This is a genomic window from Plebeiibacterium marinum (assembly GCF_026013615.1).
Taxonomy (GTDB): Bacteria; Bacteroidota; Bacteroidia; order Bacteroidales; family Marinilabiliaceae; genus Saccharicrinis; species Saccharicrinis marinus_A.
In genome coordinates this window covers 20,813-42,016 of sequence record NZ_JAPDPI010000048.1, presented here as the reverse complement: position 1 = coordinate 42,016, position 21,204 = coordinate 20,813, and the positions used below count along the sequence as shown (strand labels likewise).

Genomic DNA, 21,204 nt, shown 5'->3' with positions numbered 1-21,204 from the left:
CTTCCCCTTTAGAGCCTGTCCCGAACTTGTATTCGGGAGGACTGAGGGGTGTGGGTGGGCTAACAAAAATTTCAGCAGTTTTCTTGCCAACACTAGATAATAATTTACAGTGTTCAGCCTGCAGTAGGAAATGTTTTTCTGCTGCAGGCCGGGGCTGACTACTGATTTTTTAAGAGTTCAGTGAAATTTGTTCTGAAAAAGCCCTGATCCTCAATTTTGTATTCTTCAGAATTTTTCTTCCAGTCAACAATTACTGACTCGGCAGGAAGTTTTAATAAAGAGCTTAATTGGTCCTCATTAATTAATGCCGTGCCAGAAAATATGGTAACATTATATTTATCCCTGATATCTGTAGTTACATTTTCGGTAAGCGTTAGCGGAATTTCTTTACCGCCCCTAAGTGTGATTTTTAAAGTTTTTCCTTCTTTTAAATAGCCAAAATACCTGTTTCCATCGCCTAAATAGGTTTCCCATTGAAAAGTGATTTTTGCTTGTCCGTTCACAATTTGGCATTGCGATTTTCCCCTTATTTTATTTTTGGGACTGCCGAAAAAACGTTCCAGCCGTTTGCTGACGGCAAAATATATTTCCTGCATTTCCCCCCGGGCACTCAGGTCGGAGCTGGTAATTGTTTCAATTTCGGTAGTCGTTACTGCTTCTGTTACATACTCCCATGTCCCGTTTTCGTACAAAACTACTTTTTTGCCTTCGGATGTTGTTGCTTCAATCTGGGCAAATATAGAAGAGGATATGAAAGTCATGAAAAAGAGTAAGATAATTCTATTCATTTTATTAGAGATTAAACTGTTATTTGTTTTTTGAGTGGGGCGATTTGTTCTTTGTTGAGGTGAATATAGTAAGATTTTGTAATAATACTGTTAGTATAGGTTAATTGGTTTTAAAGTTTTTAGCCGACAGGTCTAGTTTTGAAATAGAGATATAAAAGGAGTCGAAAGAATCATTCATGTTAAGCACAATGTCTTTTAAGTTGTCTATTGATCCCAATAAATTTGAGTTTTCAGTAATGCTGGAATCAGAGAAGTTATCAACCTGTTTTACAATTTCGGTAAAACGGATATTATCTTCAATATTGTTTTTAAACTGTTCCATTAAGTCTTTGTTGATCAGGTTTGCCTGGTTAATATTTTCGTTAAGGGCATAAATGATTTTGGCTATCCGGATAGCTGATTGGCTAATGTTTGAGGATAGTTTTCGAACTTCACCGGCAACAACGGTAAAGCTTTTGCCAAATTCGCCGGCTTTGGAGGCTTCAATAGAGGCATTTAAGGCTAAAATATTTGTTTGTTCAGCAACATTACTAATGGTTTGGATAATGTTGTCAATCTCTTGCGTTCTTCCTACCAAAGAATTCATTTCGTTTGAAAACCGGTCTACGTTTTTATCGATAAGCTGTAAGTTTTTGCCTGATTTAAAAACGGCTGACTGTATATGGTTTATGTTGTTTTTAATGGCATTGGATAATGCGGAGATTTTGTCGGAGTTTGAATGGATTTGGGAAATAGAATGGGTAAGGGAGTGTAATTTGCTAGAGTTGTTTATCTCCTTATCTCCACCTATTTTATTGGCCTCGCTAACAATTTTTTTAATTTCAAAAACAAAAGAGTTCAAACATTTAATAATTTCATTAAATCCACTGGCAATTTCTCCAACTGCATCTTTGCTTTCTATTTCAAGCTGTACTGCAATGTTTTTGTTGGCCACCTCTTGTGCTACGGAAGATACTTTAAGAAGCTCCTTAATCAATATTTTTTTGACAAATAAAAAAGACACGATACCTACTGTAATGCCTGCCATGATGCAGCCAATCAAAAAGTATACAAAATGTCCTTCTTTCCATTCAACAAAGAAGTTTGCGTATACCGGAAATATGAAGCCCATGGTGATTCCAAACAGCATCATATAATTAAATAATCTTTTTAAAATGCTCTTTTTTCTTGTAGCCATAGTTCTTATGTGTGATTTTGGTTTATTTATATTTACTTAATTAAGTAGCGTAATGCACAAATATAGGATAAATACGATAAATTTGTACTTTTGTTATGTATAACAATGAATTATCAAATGAGTTTAAAATCAATTGAATGTCCCCGTTGTAAAAAGCAATATTCGAAAGAGGATTTAAAAAGAAACTGCAGTAATTGTTTTGCATGTACAGGTTGTGAAGTGTACATATGTAATTGTGGGGAAAGGATTGTTGTAAAGCCTCCAAGGGAGTATAGCCGTCAGGCTAAGAACGTATAATGCATATTGTAGAGACATAAGCTCAATACATGTTGCACCAAAGCGATATGAGAACTATCATCATCTTAGTGTGAAATCCTCAAGTGTTCAAAAAGAAATTTATCAGTTTTTACACAGTCTGTAAGGGGGGTAAATAGTATTATAATGTATTATGGCTGTTAAGGTTTAATGTGTTTTGCATCCTTTTAAATTCATCAAACAGGCCTGCTTTTAATAACATTGGGGTTTCTGTAACAGGATGGTTTAATTCCAGTTTGCTGGCATGTAACATCATGGTCATCATATTCCATTTTTCTTTAAATAGCTTGTTTTGCTTGTTGCATCCATGTGGCCTGTCTCCAATAATGGGGTGTCTAAGGTGGTTTAAGTGCTTTCTGATTTGGTGCATTCTTCCGGTTTTGGGGTAAGCTTCAATTAATGAATATCTTGAAGTGGGGAATTTTCCGAAAGGGATTTCCAGTTCGCATCTTTTGATGGTTTTAAATATGGTAAATGCATCCTGGGTTTTTCCTTTATCGTTGGTCAGGGGATGGTTAACTTCTATATTGTCAGGGAAGTGCCCCCGTACAATGGCCAGGTACGTTTTTTGTGTTTTAGGATTTTCAAGGATGGTTTGTAGCTTTGCTGCCATGCTGCTGCTTAATGCAAATACGAGTATGCCTGAGGTTTTTCTGTCGATACGGTGTATGGGATAAACACTTTGTTGTATCTGGTCGCGAAGCATTTGTAAGGCAAATTCCCGGGCATCTGAAGCAATAGGGCTGCGGTGTACTAATAATCCGTGAGGTTTATTAATAACAACCATGTGTTCGTCCTGATATATTATTTCCAGCATTCTTGTGTTTGTTTGTAAAAAAAAAAAGCCGGGCAAAGTTAATAAATTTAATCGCTGCACAGGTTAAAGTGTAGAACCCTTGTGGTGTTGACATCCTTATTCAAACGAATTAACTTGAATGTAAAATTGAATTCATAAAAAATGTGTAAGTTGTTTGCTAATATTATACTGTCAAAAATCATAAAATATTTAGTTTTTTATTTGTGATTTATCGTAGATATTTTTTGTACATTTGCGCAATTTTTTAAATAAAAGAATCATGGCGAAGATAATAAACGAAGTATCAAGGACTTTCAATGAATACCTTATTATTCCGGGGTTAACTACCAAAGAGCATACCCCTGACAAAGTTGATTTAAAAACACCGTTGGTTAGATATAAAAAGGGGGAAGAACCAAAGATTTCTTTGAATACACCTTTTGTTTCAGCGATTATGCAATCGGTATCTGATAGTGGTTTGGCAATAGCTTTGGCAAAAGAAGGTGGACTGTCGTTTATTTTTGGTTCTCAGTCTATTGAGGATCAAGCCAAAATGGTTCAGGCAGTAAAAAGGCACAAAGCAGGTTTTGTTGAGAGTAGGGCCAATATTACCCCTGAGCATACCCTGGCCGATGTTTTGGCATTAAAAGCTACAACTGGTTTTTCAACAGTGGGTGTAACTCATGATGGTACTGCATCGGGCAAGTTGTTGGGAATTGTAACAAGTCGTGATTACAGGCCAAGCAGGGATAGCCATGATAAAAAAGTGAAAGATTTTATGACCCCTGCAGAAAAGGTAATTACTGCAAAGGATGGTACTACATTAGGTGAGGCAAATGATATTATTTGGGAGCACAAATTAAATACATTGCCCATTGTGGATGAAAACCAGAACTTGAAATATTTTGTGTTCCGCAAGGATTATGATAGCCACAAAAAGAATCCTAATGAACTGTTGGATGACAAAAAGAGCCTTGTGGTAGGTGCCGGAATCAACACCCGTGATTATGAAGAAAGGGTGCCTGCTTTAGTTGAAGCTGGCGTAGATGCCTTGTGTATCGACTCATCAGATGGTTTTTCGGAATGGCAAATGGAAACGATTCGTTATGTAAGGGAAAAATATGGAAACGAAGTGTTGGTAGGAGCCGGAAATGTTGTGGACAAAGAAGGTTTCAGGTATTTGGCTGATGCGGGAGCTGATTTTATTAAAGTTGGAGTTGGTGGAGGATCCATATGTATTACCAGGGAACAGAAGGGTATTGGTAGAGGTCAGGCAACTGCTTTAATTGATGTGGCAGAGGCCAGAGATGAGTATTTTGAGGAAACAGGTATTTATGTGCCTATCTGTTCTGACGGGGGTATTGTACAGGATTACCATATGACGCTTGCACTTGCTATGGGGGCTGACTTTTTAATGATGGGTAGGTATTTTGCCCGATTTGATGAAAGTCCGACACGTAAGCTTATTGTAAACGGAAATTACGTAAAAGAATATTGGGGTGAAGGGTCCAATAGGGCAAGAAACTGGCAGCGTTATGATATGGGAGGTAACAGCAACCTTAAGTTTGAAGAAGGAGTGGATAGCTATGTGCCTTATGCCGGAAAATTAAAAGATAACTTAGATCAAACTATAGGTAAGATTAAAGCTACCATGTGTAGTTGTGGTGTTGCCTCGTTGGATGAGCTGCAAACAGAGGCTAAAATTACTTTAGTGTCTTCAACAAGTATTATTGAGGGCGGTGCCCATGATGTAATAGTGAAGGATACCAGTAATTAATACAGGGATATATTAAATTTTATATAAAGAGGGAATCCAAAAACGGATTCCCTCTTTTTTGTTAAATTTTACTATTTTCGATTTTAGTTTTGTTAACAAAAAATCTAAATGACAGAAAAAAATCTCGTATTAAGACTAAAAGAAGGAGATGAACAGGCCTTTGAGTTGCTTTATCGTAAGTATTTTAGGCGTTTGTGTGCTTTTGCAAACAAGTATTTGCACGACTATGAAGTCACGCAAGAAGTTGTTCAGGATGTTTTTTACACAATATGGGAAAAAAGGGAGCATTTGGATGCAGACAAGTCGATACTTTCTTTTTTATTTCAATCTGCTAAAAACAAAAGCATTCATATTCTTGAGCATTCCAAGGTAAAAAATAAATATAAGGAGGTGTTGAAGTATGCCTATTCACAAGGCGATTATTTTGATGTTCAGGATTCGATGCTGGCTAAAGAGCTTGAGGCTAAATTGGGTGAAATTATTGAATCCCTTCCGGAGAAATGCCGGAAAATATTTTTATTAAGCAGGCAAGAAGGAAAAAAATACAAAGAAATTGCCGAAGAACTGGATATCTCCGTTAAAACTGTTGAAACCCAGATGAGCAGGGCGTTAAAGGTGTTTCGAACAGAGCTGAAAGACTACCTTTCTGTGGTGTTGTTTGCCATTATTTAAAAAATATTTACATTTTTTTTGATTTCTTGTAGGGGTAAAAGTTTCTCATCCGGTATAACCTGACAGAAGGTATTATTATGGAAAGAGAAAAAAAATTTGAAGCCCTGCTGGTTCGTTACTTTGAAAAGGATGCAAGTGAGGAAGATTTGCTGCAATTGAAAGCGTATCTAAATGAATCAAAGGAAAATTGTAAGAGGTTTGACGAGCTTAATGAAATATACCAATTAACTGATATTACTGCAAAAGGTTGGTTGTATGATATTGATTCAAACTGGAACCAACTGAAAGCCCGTATTCAATCCAATAGTATAGCTCCTGTAGTAAAAATGGTTTCCAACAAAATTCATATGTTATGGAAAACTGCTGCAGTGATTGCTTTGTTATTGGCAACCACTTTTATGGGATTGTTTATCTCTGACAGATTAGCAGTTGATTCACGCATGGTGAAGTTTGTGGCTCCTAAAGGAGAAAAAAGCAAAGTGATTCTCGATGATGGAACACTGGTTTGGTTAAACTCCGGGAGTGAACTAAGTTATCATCTGGATAAAAGAAGCAAGACAAGAAAGGTTGATTTAACAGGAGAGGGTTATTTTGAAGTTTCTAAAAACAAGGAACTCCCATTTGTGGTTCATACCAAACGATTTGATATTAAAGTATTGGGTACGCAATTTAATGTCTCGGCTTATGATAGCGACATTGTAAACGAAGCCACTTTAAAAGAAGGGAGTATATCTGTGTTAAATAACCGTACAGGAAAATACTTAGATATTGAACCCGGTGAGCAGGTAAAAGTTAATCTGAAAACCAATAAAATGACAGTTGAAAATGTTAGGGTTGATGATTATATGGCGTGGATTGAAAATAAACTCAGGTTCGATAATAGCTCCTTTTTAGAAGTGGTTAAAAAACTGGAAAGATGGTACGATGTGAATATTATCCTGGACGATGAACTATTATATAAAGAGCGTTATACCATGACTGTAAAAACAGAAAGTCTCCGCGAGGTGTTGGAGTTGATACAAATAACCACTCCGATTCACTATAAAATTGAGGAGGAAAAAGTTTTTATTACATATGGTAATCTGGATTAAATAACCATTTTAAAGGCAAACGTATCTCAGAAAATGGAGTTTGTTTGCAGAGAATAAAAAAAGGAAAGTGCTGGAACACTTTCCTTACTTAATAACTCGTGCTGGAACACGAATCATACTAATTTAAGATGTACAAATTTATGAAAAAAAAGTTGATGTTTAACATCAATCAGGCCCGGGGTGCCTGGTTAAGATGCTGGAGAATTATGAAACTATCTACGTTTTTGTTACTGTTTACGTTTTTACAGGTATCTGCAACTGTTTATTCTCAGGATACAGTGTTGACGCTGAAGTTGAGCAATACAACACTTAAAGATGTGCTTTATGAGATTGAACAGCGGACAGAATACACGTTTATGTACAACGATACTAAAATTGATGTAAGTCAATATGTGAGTGTGGATTTTGAGGAAAAAAAAGTCAGTGAAATTCTTGATATACTTTTGGATGAAGAAAAAATTGAGTATAAAATGATTAAGAACCAAATTATACTTACTTCATTAGTTGATCAAGAGGTTGGTTCGTTGCAAATTGAAAGGGATATTTCGGGAACAGTGGTTGATCCGTCGGGAGTTCCAATGCCCGGGGTTTCTGTATTAATAAAAGGAACAAGCACAGGAACAATCACTAATATGGACGGAAAATTCTATTTGGCCGGAGTGGTTGCGCAGGATATATTGGTGTTTTCTTTTATAGGTATGACCAATAAGGAGATTGTTGTTGGAGAAAATAATGTATTAAATATAACCCTGACTGAAGATGTGATTGGCCTGGAGGAAGTGGTTGCTGTTGGTTATGGTATGTTAAGGAAAAGTGACTTGACGGGTGCTGTGGCAACTATTGAAACCGATGAATTAAACTCCCTTCCAGTTCCAAGTGTTGGAAATGCACTACAAGGAAAAGCAACAGGTGTTCAGGTTATCGATAATGGTACGCCAGGTAGTGATCCTACTTTTCGCATTCGTGGGTTAGGTACCATTAACAATAATAATCCTTTATTGGTTATTGATGGAATTCCAACAAATGACGGATTAAATCAGTTAAATGCAAATGATATTGAGTCTATTCAGATTTTAAAAGATGCTTCATCTACCGCTATTTATGGCTCGCGAGGAGCTAATGGCGTTGTAATTATTACAACCAAAAAAGGGAAAGGAGGAAAGGGTAGGGTTGAATTCAATGCATATTATGGAATTCAGCAGGCAACTAACCTGGTGGATGTACTAAATGCAACGCAGTTTGCAGCCTTGCATAACGAAATGATGGCTAATGCTGGAAGAACACAGAATCCTGCTTTTGCTGACCCTGCTTCTTTAGGTAAAGGAACTGATTGGGTAGATGAGTTATTTGAAACAGCTCCTATGCAAAATTATTCAATGTCGTATTCTGGAGGAAACGAAAAGACTACTTATTATGTTTCCGGAAATATTTTTAAGCAGGAAGGTATTATCTCCAATACGGGATTTGATAAGTACACGATGAAATTTAATGTGGAATCGCAGGTACTTAAAAATCTTAAGTTTGGTAATAACATTACAATGAATCATGATAAGAAATATAGCGGTGATTATAGTGTAAGAAATACTTTGCTGGCCTTACCAACTTTGCCTGTTTATAACAGTGATGGCTCTTATGCTGGTCCTCAGGAGCGACCGGAGTGGGATGGAGATATAATTAATCCTGTTGGAAAAAGCGAGTTGGTTGATAATACAACAAAGGGATATAATTTGTTGGGTTCTGTATATGCTGAGCTTGAAATTGTAAAAGGTTTAAAGTTGAAGTCTCTGGCAGGTTTAAAAGCTAATTTCTGGTTCAGCAGAACATGGTCTCCAAAATATGACTGGGATCCGACACCCCAGGAATTGTCATATCTTTCAGAAAGTTCTAATAGAAACATTAATTGGAACTGGGATAATACCTTGACTTATACCAAATCTTTTGACCAGCATGATTTAACGGTGATGGTGGGTACAAGTGCTCAGGAAAGCGAATGGCAAGGTATGAACGGGTCTATCCAGGAATTTGCCAGTGATTTAACACAGCAGCTCGACAATGGCACAAAACAAGCGGATATAGGTGGAAACTCGAATGGTTGGTCTATGATGTCGTATATGGGTCGTATCAATTATACGTTCAATGATAAGTATCTGGTCACAGCAACAGTTCGTCGGGATGGTTCTTCTCGTTTTGGTGAGGATTCGCGTTGGGGAACATTCCCTTCTGCTTCATTGGCATGGAGAGTTTCAGAAGAAGGGTTCTTTGAGAATGTGGACTTCGTAGATAACTTAAAACTTCGTGCGGGTTATGGTGCTACAGGGAATCAGGAAATCGGCTTGTATGAGTATGCTTCTGTTCTTAATACAAATGTTTATGTGTTTAATGATGCATTGGTAAGTACTGTAGTACCTCATAAAATGCCCAATCCTAATCTTCATTGGGAGTCGCAGAATATGGCCAATGTTGGTATAGATGCCACTTTGTTTAACCAACGCTTTGATGTAACCATTGATGGATATTATAAAGTTACCGAAGATATGTTAGTCCCTATGTCTGTACCTATTTCAACAGGTTATTCGGATATTGACGTACCTAGGGTTAATGCAGGAGAGATCATTAATAAGGGATTTGAGATCTCAGTAACTTCTCATAATACAACAGGTGAATTTAAATGGGATACGGATGTGAATTTCTCACTAAACAGAAATGAAGTGAAAGAGCTTAATGATTCCATTCCTATGACAGTGGGATCTATCGGTTTAAATCAAAATCTGGCTCGTCTGGCAACAGGTCATTCCATGAATGTATTTTATGGTTATGTAACTGATGGTATATTCCAAAATCAGGCAGAGGTTGACAATCATGCGGTTCAGGTACCAGGTAATGATCCATATAACCGTACTTCAGCAGGAGATATCCGTTTTAAGGATTTAAACAGCGACGGTATTATTAATGCAGACGACCGTACTTATATTGGTAACCCTAATCCTGATTTTATTTTCTCTATGAATAATCGTTTTGAGTATAAAGGTTTTGATTTGAATATCTTTTTACAAGGTGTATATGGCAACGATATTTACAATGCAAATCGAATCTATAACGAAGGAATGGCGGTGGCCTATAACCAGTCTTCAGAAACCTTAAAAAGGTGGACAGGAGAAGGAACCAGCAATACTATGCCAAGGGCCGTATTTAACGACCCTAACCAAAACTCACGACCTTCGGACAGGTATATTGAAGATGGTTCTTACCTAAGAATTAAGAATGTAACATTGGGGTATAATTTACCTAAACGTTGGTTCGAAAGATACCATATCAGTTCAGCAAGATTATATGTTTCGGGTACCAACCTGTACACTTTTAGCAATTACAAAGGATTTGATCCTGAGGTGAGTGTAAGTGAATATAATGGTTATCAATCGCAAGGTATCGATAATAGTGTGTATCCGGTAACCAGAACAATCAGTGTTGGAGCAAATATTACTTTCTAATTTGAAAATCAAGAAAAAATGAAGAATCTAAAATATATATCACTATTTATTATAGGACTTTTGATGGTTTCTTGCGGGGATGAATTTCTTGAAAAATCACCGGAGGATTCAATCAATACTGCTAACTATTGGCAAACAAAAGAAGATGCAATTAATGCAGTGAATGGGGCATATCAACCATTGCAATGGCCTAAACTGTATAATATGCGAATGTGGACTTCTGATATTATGGCTGGTAATAGTATTGTTGGTGCCGGCGGTGGTGATGATGGTCGTGAAACACAGGATATGTCCAATTTTGTTACTGCTACTGATAATCCCGGCGTATTGGATTTATGGAGAGGTCCGGCACCTGGTATTTTAAGAGCCAATTTGGTTTTACAGAATGTTCCGGGAATGTCAATAGATGAAGATTTAAAGGACAGGGTTTTGGGTGAAGCTCACTTTTTAAGAGGGTTGTATTATTTTATCCTGGTTAGATACTTTGGAGATGTGCCTTTAATTCTTGAACCCCAAGAGCCTGGTGATGATTTGCGACCTAAAAGGACTGATAAATCAATTGTATATGAACAGATTATATCAGATTTGGAAGATGCTAAAGACTTGTTGCCCAAGAAAAGTACATATGCATCAAATGATTTAGGAAGAGCAACAACAGGGGCAGCAACAGGTTTGTTGGCAAAAGTATATTTAACCTTGGGTAATTGGGATAAAGTAGTTGAGCTAACAGAAGAAGTTGAATCGTTAGGATATGGCTTAAACCCTCAATATAGTCAGAATTTTGATGTAAATAATAAGAATTCGATAGAGTCACTTTTTGAAGTGCAATATGCAAGCAATTCAGGAGAAGATTTCTGGTCCAATGAAAATCAAGCTTCCTGGTTAAGTACATTTACAGGTCCCCGAGGATCAGATATGGTAGCCGGTGGTTGGGGCTGGAATCAGCCAACTGCTGAATTTATGAGTTCATATGAAGATGGTGATGAGCGAAAAGCTGTTACTGTACTGTACGATGGCTGTCCTCAATTTGATGGAATGGATTATGATACCGGGTACTCTACTACAGGCTTTAACTTGCGTAAGTTTTTAGTAACCAAGGCTGTTGCTGAAACTTACGATAACAGTCCGATGAACTTCCCTGTGTTGCGATTTGCAGATGTTTTGTTAATGAAAGCTGAAGCATTAAACAACCTGAATAGGACCTCAGAAGCTTATGTACCTATTAACCGGGTTAGGAATAGGGCTGGTCTGGATGATGTTTCAGGATTAAGTAAAGAAGAGTTTAAAGAAGCGGTGCTTCAGGAAAGAAGGGTGGAATTGGCTTTTGAAGGGCAAAGATGGTTTGATTTGATTCGTGTAGATGGTGGCCAGTGGGGATTAGACTTTCTTCACTCAATCGGGAAAACAAATGCAACAGCAAAGCATTTATTATTCCCCATTCCTCAAAAAGAGATAGATAATAATCCAAATTTGAGTCAAAATACAGGTTATTAACAAATATGATGGAGATTCTTGTCTAATTATAAGAACTTAAAACATATAAAAATGACAACAATAATATATAGAATAAAAAGTATAGGTTTTATAAAGGGGCTCCCTTTAATGGCATTGATATGTATTCTTTCATTGTCAGGTTGCCAGGAAGATTATGAAGCAGAGGTAAGTACAGGGAAAATAATCGAATTATCTGCATCTGCAAGTGATATGGTATTAACACAGGCAGAATCTTTTAATACTGCCATTACATTTAACTGGACAACAGGAAGCAACCAAGGAACCGGAGCTTCTATCTCATATGTGTTAGAGATGGATAAAGCCGGAAATAACTTTGCTTCGGCAAAGGTTTATGATTTTGGCAAACAGGTTTATGAAAAAAGTATTTCGGTGGAAGATCTGAATGAGATGGCAAATGATTTATGGAGTGTTCAGTACGGGCAATCTATTGATCTGGAAGCCAGGGTAACAGCTAAAATTGCGGATGAGGCTGTTATGGATGATGTATCTTCTGTGGTACCTTTTACGGTTCAAACATTTCAACCGGTTACCGAAACACTTTACATTGTTGGTAGTGCAACTCCGGTAGGGTGGAATATAAGTGAAGCTATTGCTTTAGTTCCTGATAATGATGAGCCCTGGGTGTTTGTTTACGAAGGACAATTAACTCCAGGTAATTTTAAGTTTCCTGTTAACAGGGATGAAAGCTGGAGTCAGGATTTTTATACACAAGATCCAGCAGATGCAGAACTGATGGTTTTTAATGAAGGTGGAAGCGGTGATGATGTTCAATGGGAAATCATTGAAGGTTCTCCATATTTAGTTACTGTTGATTTACTTGAACTAACAATTAGCGTTGAAAAACAAATAGGGCCTCCATATACCAATATATTTATTATAGGTGATGCATCACCAAATGGATGGAACATAGGTTCTCCAATGGGCTTTACTCAGAATGCAGAAGACCCGTTTGTGTTTACTTATGAGGCTCAGCTGAATCCTGGAGAACTGAAATTCTCAACATATAAGGGAGACTGGTGCGATGGAGATTGGTTAAATGCAACTCAGGCAGATCAAGCCCTGGATGCAACTGACTATGTGGTTCGTCATGGTTGTGACGGGGATGATTTTAAATGGAGAGTTACTGATGAAACAGCAGGAAGATATTTAATTACCATAAACCTGTTTGATAAAACAGTGAAGTTTGAAAAAGTAATGCTGTATATAGTTGGGGATGGTGGACCTAATGGATGGAATATAGGAACGCCTGAGCCTATGATTTATGTTGAGGGTAAATATGTATTTAGCGGTGAATTAGGTGCAGACAATGCTGAAGGTGAATTCAAAATTTCTAAATTTAAAGGGGATTGGTGTAATGGAGACTGGATTAATGCAGCAACAGAAAACCAGTCGATATCCAATACAGATTATATTATTACGCATGGTTGCGATGGTCCGGATAATAAATGGAAATTAACTTCGGGTGATGCAGGAACCTATAATATTACTGTTGACCTGGATAATGATATAATGACTATCACAAAGCAGTAAAATGCAGAAGGTATAGTTGCAATAAAGATATAGTGAACACTAAGAATCACTAAGCTATAATGATATAATTGTGATTCTTAGTGTATTTATTACTAAAAAGAGTCTATTCATAAAGTCGGGTGTTTGAGATGTAAAGTCCAAATGCAAGGCTTGCGAGTCAATTAATTACAGGAGGCCGTAATTGTTTATGTAAGGTTTCTAAGAAAGAAACCAACAAAAAAGATTAACAGCATGACCTATTTATTGGTGAGTATAATGCAGTAGTTGACTTTATGGACAAACGCTAAATAAGAATAAAAATGAAGTTTCTAAACAAAGTGCTAATTATAACAATCTTTTGTGGGATACTAATGGCTTGTAACGATTCTAATAACGTGCCTGAACCGGATGAAATACCTGAAGTTCCTGCAAATATAGAAACTCCTGATTTTCAGAATGTGTATATATCCAGTGATAAAGCTTGTTATGCTCCGGGAGAACAAGTTTCTTTTTCACTTTCGGCAGGAACAATGCCCTCATCACTAAAGGTTAGATACAAATATCTGAATGAAGTTGTATCGGAGATGAATATCAATTCCAATTCATGGACATGGAATACACCTTCTGAAGATTTCAAAGGATATATGGCAGAGGTGTATATGGAGGAAAATGGGACGGAAACAATTTATGCTACTATAGGTATCGATGTTTCTTCTGAGTGGACAAAATTTCCGAGATACGGTTTTTTGTCAGATTATTCCCAATTGGAAGAGGGTGATATCGAAGAGGTTATGGAGGGTTTAAATCGTCATCATATCAATGGTATTCAGTTTTACGACTGGCACAATAAACATCATAAGCCTTTGCCTTTTAATGATGGTAATCCTGCGTCTTCATGGAAAGATATTATCAATAAAGAAGTGTATCTAAGTACTGTTAAAAGTTATATCAGTACAGCACATCGTTATAATATGAAAACCATGTATTACAATTTGATATATGGAGCCTGGGGTGATGCACAGGAAGATGGTGTGGATAAGCAATGGTATGTATACAAAGATAACACTCATAGCAACAAAGATTTCCATCCACTGAGTAGTCCTTTCTTGAGTAATCTGTATGTTTTGGATCCTTCAAATACTTTATGGCAAGATTATTACAGCCTGGAAAATAATCTTGTTTACCAGCATCTTGATTTTGATGGTTTTCATATGGATCAGTTGGGAGATAGAGGTATTGTGTATGATTATGATGGTATCCAACTAAATTTATCTCAATCCTTTGAACCATTTATTAATGCCATGAAATCAGGGGCACAGGAAAAATATAATGTGATGAATGCTGTGAATCAATATGGTCAGCAAGGAATAGCTAGTGCTGCAACCGACTTTTTATATACTGAGGTATGGAGTCCTAACGACAGTTATAACGATCTGTCAGGTATCATCAGGCAGAATGATGTTTATACCGGAGGAGAAAAGAATACAGTGCTTGCCGCTTATGTAAATTATGATTTAGCCAGTCAACAAGGATATTTTAACACGCCGTCAGTATTGATGACAGATGCAGTTATCTTTGCCTTTGGAGGCGCTCACCTTGAGTTGGGAGAACATATGTTGGGAAAAGAGTACTTTCCTAATAACAATCTATCCATGAAAGAGGATCTTAAGACGTCGTTAATTGCTTATTATGATTTTCAGGTGGCATATCAGAACCTTCTTAGGGATGGAGGAACATTTAATGCAGTGTCACTTCAATCCCTTGATGGGAAACTGATTTTTAGTAACTGGCCTGCTGATATTGGTGAAGTTGGTGTGATTGCAAAGCGATTAGAAAACAGGCAAATCATCTCGCTCATCAATTTTTTAGATGCTACTACTACCAACTGGAGGGATAATTCAGGAATACAAGCTTCGCCTGGCCAAATAGAAAATGCTCACATTGTACTAAAAAGCTCAGATCAGGTGAAAAACATCTGGATTGCATCTCCCGATATAGCCGGAGGGGCTTCTCGTATCATCAACTTTGCACAAGAAGGCGAAAATGTAAGTTTTTCGTTACCTGAGCTAAAGTACTGGACTATGATTGTAGTAGAGTATTAATCTTTATAATAGGCTGTCTTTAAAATATCTGATTTAACATTTAAACTTTCAATTTGAAAGCGTTGGCATTCTCCATGGCTAGAGTTCTTTGCTTCCTTTTGGGGGCAATGCCTATAAGGGAGAAGGGTTTGGTACAACGTTCCAGAATGAAGCAATTTACAAAGTGAATTGCTTAAGTTAAAGACATTAAAAGGAGTTTAATGGGGCAGGCGGAATTAAAAGGTGATCCGGGCTGAAGAATCCTCACGGTCTGGCGAAAACTAAATATGTTGTATTTATTCGATTAAAATTATGCACAATTATAAAATATTAAATGCAGTATTCATTTTCCTTTTCTGTGTTTTGGGACAATTGAAGACTCAGAATTTAACTCCAGGGAGATGTAACAAATATGAGATTAAGGGAAACAAGGTATTGTTTCTATGTGAAAATGGAATAGATGTTCAATTGGAACAGATTAGTAGCGACATTTTTAAAATAAGATATATTACTGATTCTATTAATATGTATCATTCGTTTGCTGTAATCGATCAATCCCAAAATACAAACGCCATTAATATTTCAGAGCAACCTAATAGCTATGAGATATATACTGGTTCTTTAATTATGCGAATTCAAAAAGATCCATTTAGTATTGTGATATTCGACAAATGGCAAAAGCTATTAATGTCAGATTATCAAACCAGAGGTTTTGTAAAGGATTCTATGAGGATATCATCGAGTAAGGTATTGAAGCTCAATGAAAGGGTATATGGTTTAGGAGAAAAGAATGGAGGCATAAACAGGAGGGGACAATCTTTTAAGATGTGGAATAGTGACAAACCATGTTATCAGGCAGATGAAGATCCTCTGTATAAAAGTATCCCATTTTTTATGAGTAGTGAAGGATATGGAATTTTCTTTGATAATACTTTTAAAACGAACTTTGATTTCGGTTCTAACAATCAGGATTATTATTCTTTTGATGCTCCGGGAGGTGAAATGGTTTACTATTTTATTTACGGACCAACTTTAAAGCAGATACTTACAAACTACACTTCGCTAACTGGTAAAGCTATAATGCCACCATCATGGGCATTAGGTTTTGCACAATGCAGGGGTTTGTTAACCAGCGAAAACCTAACACGTGAAATTGCAGAGGGTTTTCGAAGCAGGGATATTCCTTGCGATATTATTTATCAGGATATTGGCTGGACTCAGCATTTACAAGATTTTAACTGGAGGGCAGGTAATTATGAAAATCCGCGTAAGATGCTTTCTGATTTGGATGAAATGGGTTTTAAAGTTGTAGTTTCACAAGATCCGGTTATTTCTCAGGCCAATAAAGAACAATGGAAGGAGGCGGATTCGTTAGGGTATTTTGTGCTGGATAAAAGAACGGGTAAATCATACGATATGCCCTGGCCATGGGGAGGTAACTGTGGTGTGGTAGATTTTACCAAACCTGAAGTGGCCGATTGGTGGGGAGTATACCAACAAAAGGTGATTGAAGATGGTGTAAAAGGTTTTTGGACTGACATGGGAGAACCTGCCTGGAGTAACGAAGAAAGTACCGACAGATTAAATATGCAGCATCATCTGGGCAATCATGCCGAAATACATAATGTGTATGGTTTTACCTGGGATAAAGTGGTTACCGAACAGTTTGAAAAGCACAACCCCAACCAACGGATTTTTCAAATGACAAGAGCCGGATTTGCAGGTTTACAACGATATACCTTTGGCTGGTCGGGCGATGCCGGTAATGGAAACAATGTTTGTAATGGCTGGAACCAATTGGCTGGACAGGTGCCTTTGATGTTGTCGTCGGGCTTGGGGTTAATTCCATTTTGGAGTTGTGATATTTCAGGTTATTGTGGAGATGTAAGGGATTACGATGAGCTTAGTGAGCTATATGTGCGTTGGGTTCAGTTTGGAGCTTTTAATCCATTGAGTCGCATTCATCATGAGGGCAATAATGCTGTAGAGCCATGGTTGTTTGGTGAAGAAGCAGAAAAAATTTGCAAGCGCGCTATTGAAATGAAGTATCAGCTTTTTCCTTATATCTACTCTTATGCAAGAGAGGCTTATGACAAAGGCTGGCCTCTAGTTCGTCCCCTTGTCCTTGAATATCCGGATGATAAAGAAGTATATAATTTGGACAGTCAGTTTTTATTTGGTGAAAATATTTTAGTTGCCCCCGTGGTTGAAGAAGGGGCAGCGATTAAAAGAGTGTATTTTCCTAAAGGTCGGTGGATTGATTTTAATAACAAAGGAAATGTTTATGGGGGAGGGAAATGGGTTGAATATCCTGTGGATTTAGAAACCATTCCGATGTTTGTAAAGGAAGGAAGTATCTTGCCTCAAATGCCCGTAATGCAGTATATCAACGAAAAAGAAAATTACCCATTAATAGTTGATGTATTCCCTGCAGGTATCAATAAGAAAGCCAGGTTTGAGATATACGAAGATGATGGCGAATCAAACAACTACAAGCAGAATTTGTATGGAAAAAGAAAAATAGTTTCCAAAACAGTTAGGACTGGAATAGAGCTTTCATACAGTGAAGAAGTTTCAGATGAATTTAAACTTAAGAAAAGGGCTGTGTTTTATAAATTTCATAATGCCGAAAAACCTTCATCAGTTTTGTTGGATGGAGAAAAGGTTAAGGCAGGTAAATTACCTCAGGATATATTTGAATCACTAAAGAAGGGTTTTTATTTCTGGGATAAAGAAAACAAAACCCTAACGATAGGAATTCCTTCCGAAAAATATAAGTATAAATTGGTAGTTAAGTAAATTAAATGATGATGAATAGAATTATTTGGATTGTTGGGGTCTGTTTTTTTATGCTGAGTTGCACAAAGAACAGGTCGGTTTTATACCAATCAGAAAAATTTATAGTTTACAAAGATGGTGTAAAACAAGGCAAAAATGAAGCTACAGTAATTGCACGAGACAAAATTGTTTCTAATTATCAGAGCTTGACCCATGAAAATTATTCGCGCTTGATCACATTCAAATTTAGTATCAACGAAAAAGATAATGAAAGACCATCCGGTGCTGATCATTGGATTATCATTGATCAGGAGCATGAATCTAAAGTCATTCGTTTTGGAGAGGAAACACGAGCAATCCCTGCTGATCCTGGAACAAAGCTTCCTCCTAATTATGAATATACTTTTAAGTTGGATATGAATCCTGTGTTGGATCAATTTAAAACTAAAGGATATTATGAAGCCTTCGACGGTAGCCGTATTGCAAAAGATGATTTTAAAGGCGTTTATATAGCTGGAGGGTCTTATCCTTTGTCGTGGGATTTTTCCAATTTGGATGAGAATGGATTGGGATTAAAAGATGACGATGGAGATGGCATATATGAATTAAGCGTGGTGCTAAATCCATTTGACGAAAATAGCGCCAAAGAAAAGATTTGGGAAGCAAGTGTTGATGTTTCAGATAAGCCTGTTTATCAGTCGGAACAAAAAGTTGTGGATGCGCTTTTTAACCTGTCGCTCGAAGAGGCTAGGTTAAATATTGAAGCTGACAGTACATTAAGAACTGGAGCTAAATGGGGTGGTGTCTGGACTCGTGATGTAAGCTATAGTATCCTTTTGGCATTTGCCTATCACGAACCGGAAGTGGCAAAAATCAGCTTGATGAAAAAAGTAAAACGCAACCGTATTATTCAGGATACAGGCTCTGGTGGAGCATGGCCGGTGTCTTCCGATCGTACCACATGGGCATTGGGTGCATGGGAAGTATACAAAGTTACCGGAGACCAGAAGTGGTTGGAGACAGCTTATGAAATCATCAAAAACACATTGGATGATGATTATCTAACCATAAGAGATGCTGAAACAGGTATGTATTGTGGAGAGTCTTCGTTTTTGGATTGGAGAGAGCAGACTTATCCTAAATGGATGTCGAACATGGATATTTATGTTTCTCAAAACCTGGGAACCAATGCAGTGCATTATCAGGCGCATCAAATATTAGTGGAGATGGCTAAGCTATTGGGGAAACCATACAGCGTTTATGAACAACGTGCCAATGAAATCAAAAAAGGGATCAATGAGCTTTTATGGATGAAGGACAAGGGTTATTATGCTCAATATTTGTATGGGCGTTCTTCATTGTTGTTGTCCCCACGTTTTGAAGCATTGGGCGAGGCATTGGCTATTTTGTTTGATGTGGCTGATGGTGAGCAAGCCAGATCGATAGTTTCGAAATCTCCTTTAACCGAATTTGGAACTACTTGTATTTATCCTCAAATTCCGGATATTCCCCCGTATCACAATAATGCTATCTGGCCATTTGTACAATCGTATTGGAATATGGCAGCAGCAAAAGCCGGCAATGAGCAAGCATTAAATCATGGTTTGGCAGCCATATATCGTGCAGGAGCTTTGTTTCTGACCAATTATGAAAACTTTGTGGCTCAGAATGGTGATTATGTAGGTACAGAGATTAATTCGCATCGTATGTTGTGGAGTATGGCTGGTAACATAGCTATGGTTCACCGTGTGTTTATGGGAATGGAATTCAAAGTAGATGGCTTAGGTTTTAACCCTGTAATCCCTGAGGTATATGGAGGGAAAAGGAGTTTGTCTAATTATAAGTACAGGGATGCCATCCTAAATATTCAGGTAGAAGGATATGGTAATAAGATAAAAGAGTTTTGGATTGATGGAAAAATTCAGGATGAGGCATTTGTTTCCTCGGATTTGAAAGGGGAGCATTTTATCATGATAAAAATGAATAATAATTCATTTAGCGGCCAAGGTATTAATCACGTAGTTAACCGTTTTTCATCTTCGAATCCACATGCTGTTTATAATGGTTCTGCAATTGAATGGGAACCTGTAGACGGTGCAAAAGCTTATGGTGTTTATAAAGATGGGGAACTTTTGAAGTCGGGAAACTATACAAGTATAACGGTTGCAGATGATAAATTTGCTGAGTATGCTATTACTGCTATTAATGAGTATGGAGATGAGTCATTTAGTAGTGAACCGATTTTGTTGACTTCTGAAGAAATGGTTGTAGAACCTGAAGAAATTTTTAAAAAGTCATCATTGCCATATTCAAATTATACAGGTACTGGATTTATAAAAACTAGCACAACGGAAAACAAAACGCTTGATTTTATAGTTAAAGTAAAAGAAGCAGGGGAGTATCTGTTAGATGTTCGTTATGCTAATGGTACTGGTCCCTGGAATACGGATAATAATTGTTGTATTCGAAGCTTATATGTTAACAACGAATATAATGGAGTGTTGGTTATGCCTCAGAGGGGGGAAGAAGAATGGTCAGACTGGGGGCGCTCCAATGCCAAAAGAGTGAACCTTAATAAAGGTAGTAATAACTTTTCCATTGTCTTAGAAGAATGGAATACTAACATGGATGGATTGATTAATGAAGCTCTGATTGATCAGATTATAATAATATCCCGCATCACAAACTAAACCATATTAAAACAAAAAAAGGAGAACAAAATTTTGTTCTCCTTTTTTTTGTGATTCAGCTGGGGTTCGAACCCAGGACCCCATCCTTAAAAGGGATGTGCTCTACCAGCTGAGCTACTGAATCGCCTTAATTGATTTGGTTTTCCCAAATCGTACTTCTTCAAATTTTTGTGATTCAGCTGGGGTTCGAACCCAGGACCCCATCCTTAAAAGGGATGTGCTCTACCAGCTGAGCTACTGAATCGCCTTAATTGAATTGGTTTTCCCAAATCGTACTTCTTCAAATTTTGTGATTCAGCTGGGGTTCGAACCCAGGACCCCATCCTTAAAAGGGATGTGCTCTACCAGCTGAGCTACTGAATCGCCTTATAGCGTTGTTGTTATTTTGTCAACGCGGATGCAAAAGTAGAGCTTTTTTTTAAACCTGCAAACTTTATGGCCAAAAAAATGGTCTGTTAAAAATGGTCTAAAAAGGACTTGGTGTAAAAGTGCTTTAAATAGAGCGTGTTGCTAATATGAAAAAAATA

Annotated in this window: 12 protein-coding genes and 3 tRNA genes; 9 read left to right on the top strand and 6 right to left on the bottom strand. The window is 37.2% G+C overall.

Annotated elements, in window-relative coordinates; translation table 11 throughout:
• Positions 1 to 158 precede the first annotated feature (158 nt).
• From OM074_RS17915 to OM074_RS17905, 3 genes are all read right to left on the bottom strand, one after another.
• Complete coding sequence (locus OM074_RS17915) at positions 159 to 788, bottom strand: hypothetical protein (RefSeq protein ID WP_301201929.1); 630 nt, start codon at positions 786 to 788, stop codon at positions 159 to 161.
• Positions 789 to 888: 100 nt separating this feature from the next.
• The gene (locus OM074_RS17910) at positions 889 to 1,965 is read right to left on the bottom strand and encodes a methyl-accepting chemotaxis protein (RefSeq protein WP_301201928.1); all 1,077 of its coding nucleotides are present in this window, start codon (positions 1,963 to 1,965) and stop codon (positions 889 to 891) included.
• A gap of 436 nt (positions 1,966 to 2,401) precedes the next feature.
• A complete protein-coding gene (locus tag OM074_RS17905; RefSeq protein ID WP_301201927.1) occupies positions 2,402 to 3,097 on the bottom strand; it encodes a pseudouridine synthase in 696 nt (231 codons plus the stop codon).
• A gap of 259 nt (positions 3,098 to 3,356) precedes the next feature.
• Between OM074_RS17905 and OM074_RS17900 the strand changes: the two genes are divergently transcribed.
• The 9 genes from OM074_RS17900 (at position 3,357) to OM074_RS17860 (ending at position 20,677) form a co-directional block, all read left to right on the top strand.
• Entirely contained in the window at positions 3,357 to 4,853 is a 1,497-nt protein-coding gene (locus OM074_RS17900; protein WP_301201925.1) for an IMP dehydrogenase, read from the top strand.
• 108 nt (positions 4,854 to 4,961) lie between these two features.
• Positions 4,962 to 5,525 carry an RNA polymerase sigma-70 factor gene (locus tag OM074_RS17895; protein ID WP_301201923.1) on the top strand — a complete coding sequence of 188 codons (564 nt, stop codon included), beginning with the start codon at positions 4,962 to 4,964 and terminating at the stop codon, positions 5,523 to 5,525.
• 77 nt (positions 5,526 to 5,602) lie between these two features.
• Positions 5,603 to 6,616, top strand: coding sequence for a FecR family protein (locus OM074_RS17890; RefSeq protein ID WP_301201922.1), 1,014 nt, complete (start codon positions 5,603 to 5,605; stop codon positions 6,614 to 6,616).
• Between the two features lie 140 nt (positions 6,617 to 6,756).
• Positions 6,757 to 10,104: a TonB-dependent receptor gene (locus tag OM074_RS17885; protein WP_301201921.1), complete on the top strand. Its 3,348-nt coding sequence runs from the start codon at positions 6,757 to 6,759 to the stop codon at positions 10,102 to 10,104.
• 18 nt (positions 10,105 to 10,122) lie between these two features.
• Positions 10,123 to 11,598 carry a RagB/SusD family nutrient uptake outer membrane protein gene (locus tag OM074_RS17880; RefSeq protein WP_301201920.1) on the top strand — a complete coding sequence of 492 codons (1,476 nt, stop codon included), beginning with the start codon at positions 10,123 to 10,125 and terminating at the stop codon, positions 11,596 to 11,598.
• 51 nt (positions 11,599 to 11,649) lie between these two features.
• Positions 11,650 to 13,149: a SusE domain-containing protein gene (locus OM074_RS17875; RefSeq protein ID WP_301201919.1), complete on the top strand. Its 1,500-nt coding sequence runs from the start codon at positions 11,650 to 11,652 to the stop codon at positions 13,147 to 13,149.
• A 299-nt stretch (positions 13,150 to 13,448) separates the two neighbouring features.
• Positions 13,449 to 15,230: an endo-dextranase gene (locus OM074_RS17870; protein ID WP_301201918.1), complete on the top strand. Its 1,782-nt coding sequence runs from the start codon at positions 13,449 to 13,451 to the stop codon at positions 15,228 to 15,230.
• A gap of 291 nt (positions 15,231 to 15,521) precedes the next feature.
• On the top strand, positions 15,522 to 18,008 hold the full coding sequence (locus OM074_RS17865) for a glycoside hydrolase family 31 protein (protein ID WP_301201917.1): 2,487 nt from the start codon (positions 15,522 to 15,524) through the stop codon (positions 18,006 to 18,008).
• An 11-nt stretch (positions 18,009 to 18,019) separates the two neighbouring features.
• Positions 18,020 to 20,677, top strand: coding sequence for an alpha-L-rhamnosidase-related protein (locus tag OM074_RS17860; RefSeq protein ID WP_301201916.1), 2,658 nt, complete (start codon positions 18,020 to 18,022; stop codon positions 20,675 to 20,677).
• Between the two features lie 51 nt (positions 20,678 to 20,728).
• Here the strand turns inward: OM074_RS17860 and OM074_RS17855 are convergent.
• The 3 genes from OM074_RS17855 to OM074_RS17845 all read right to left on the bottom strand — a co-directional run bounded on the left by OM074_RS17855 (position 20,729) and on the right by OM074_RS17845 (position 21,040).
• Positions 20,729 to 20,801, bottom strand: a tRNA-Lys gene (locus tag OM074_RS17855).
• A gap of 47 nt (positions 20,802 to 20,848) precedes the next feature.
• Positions 20,849 to 20,921 (bottom strand) — tRNA-Lys (locus OM074_RS17850).
• Positions 20,922 to 20,967: 46 nt separating this feature from the next.
• Positions 20,968 to 21,040 (bottom strand) — tRNA-Lys (locus tag OM074_RS17845).
• Between the last annotated feature and the right edge of the window lie 164 nt (positions 21,041 to 21,204).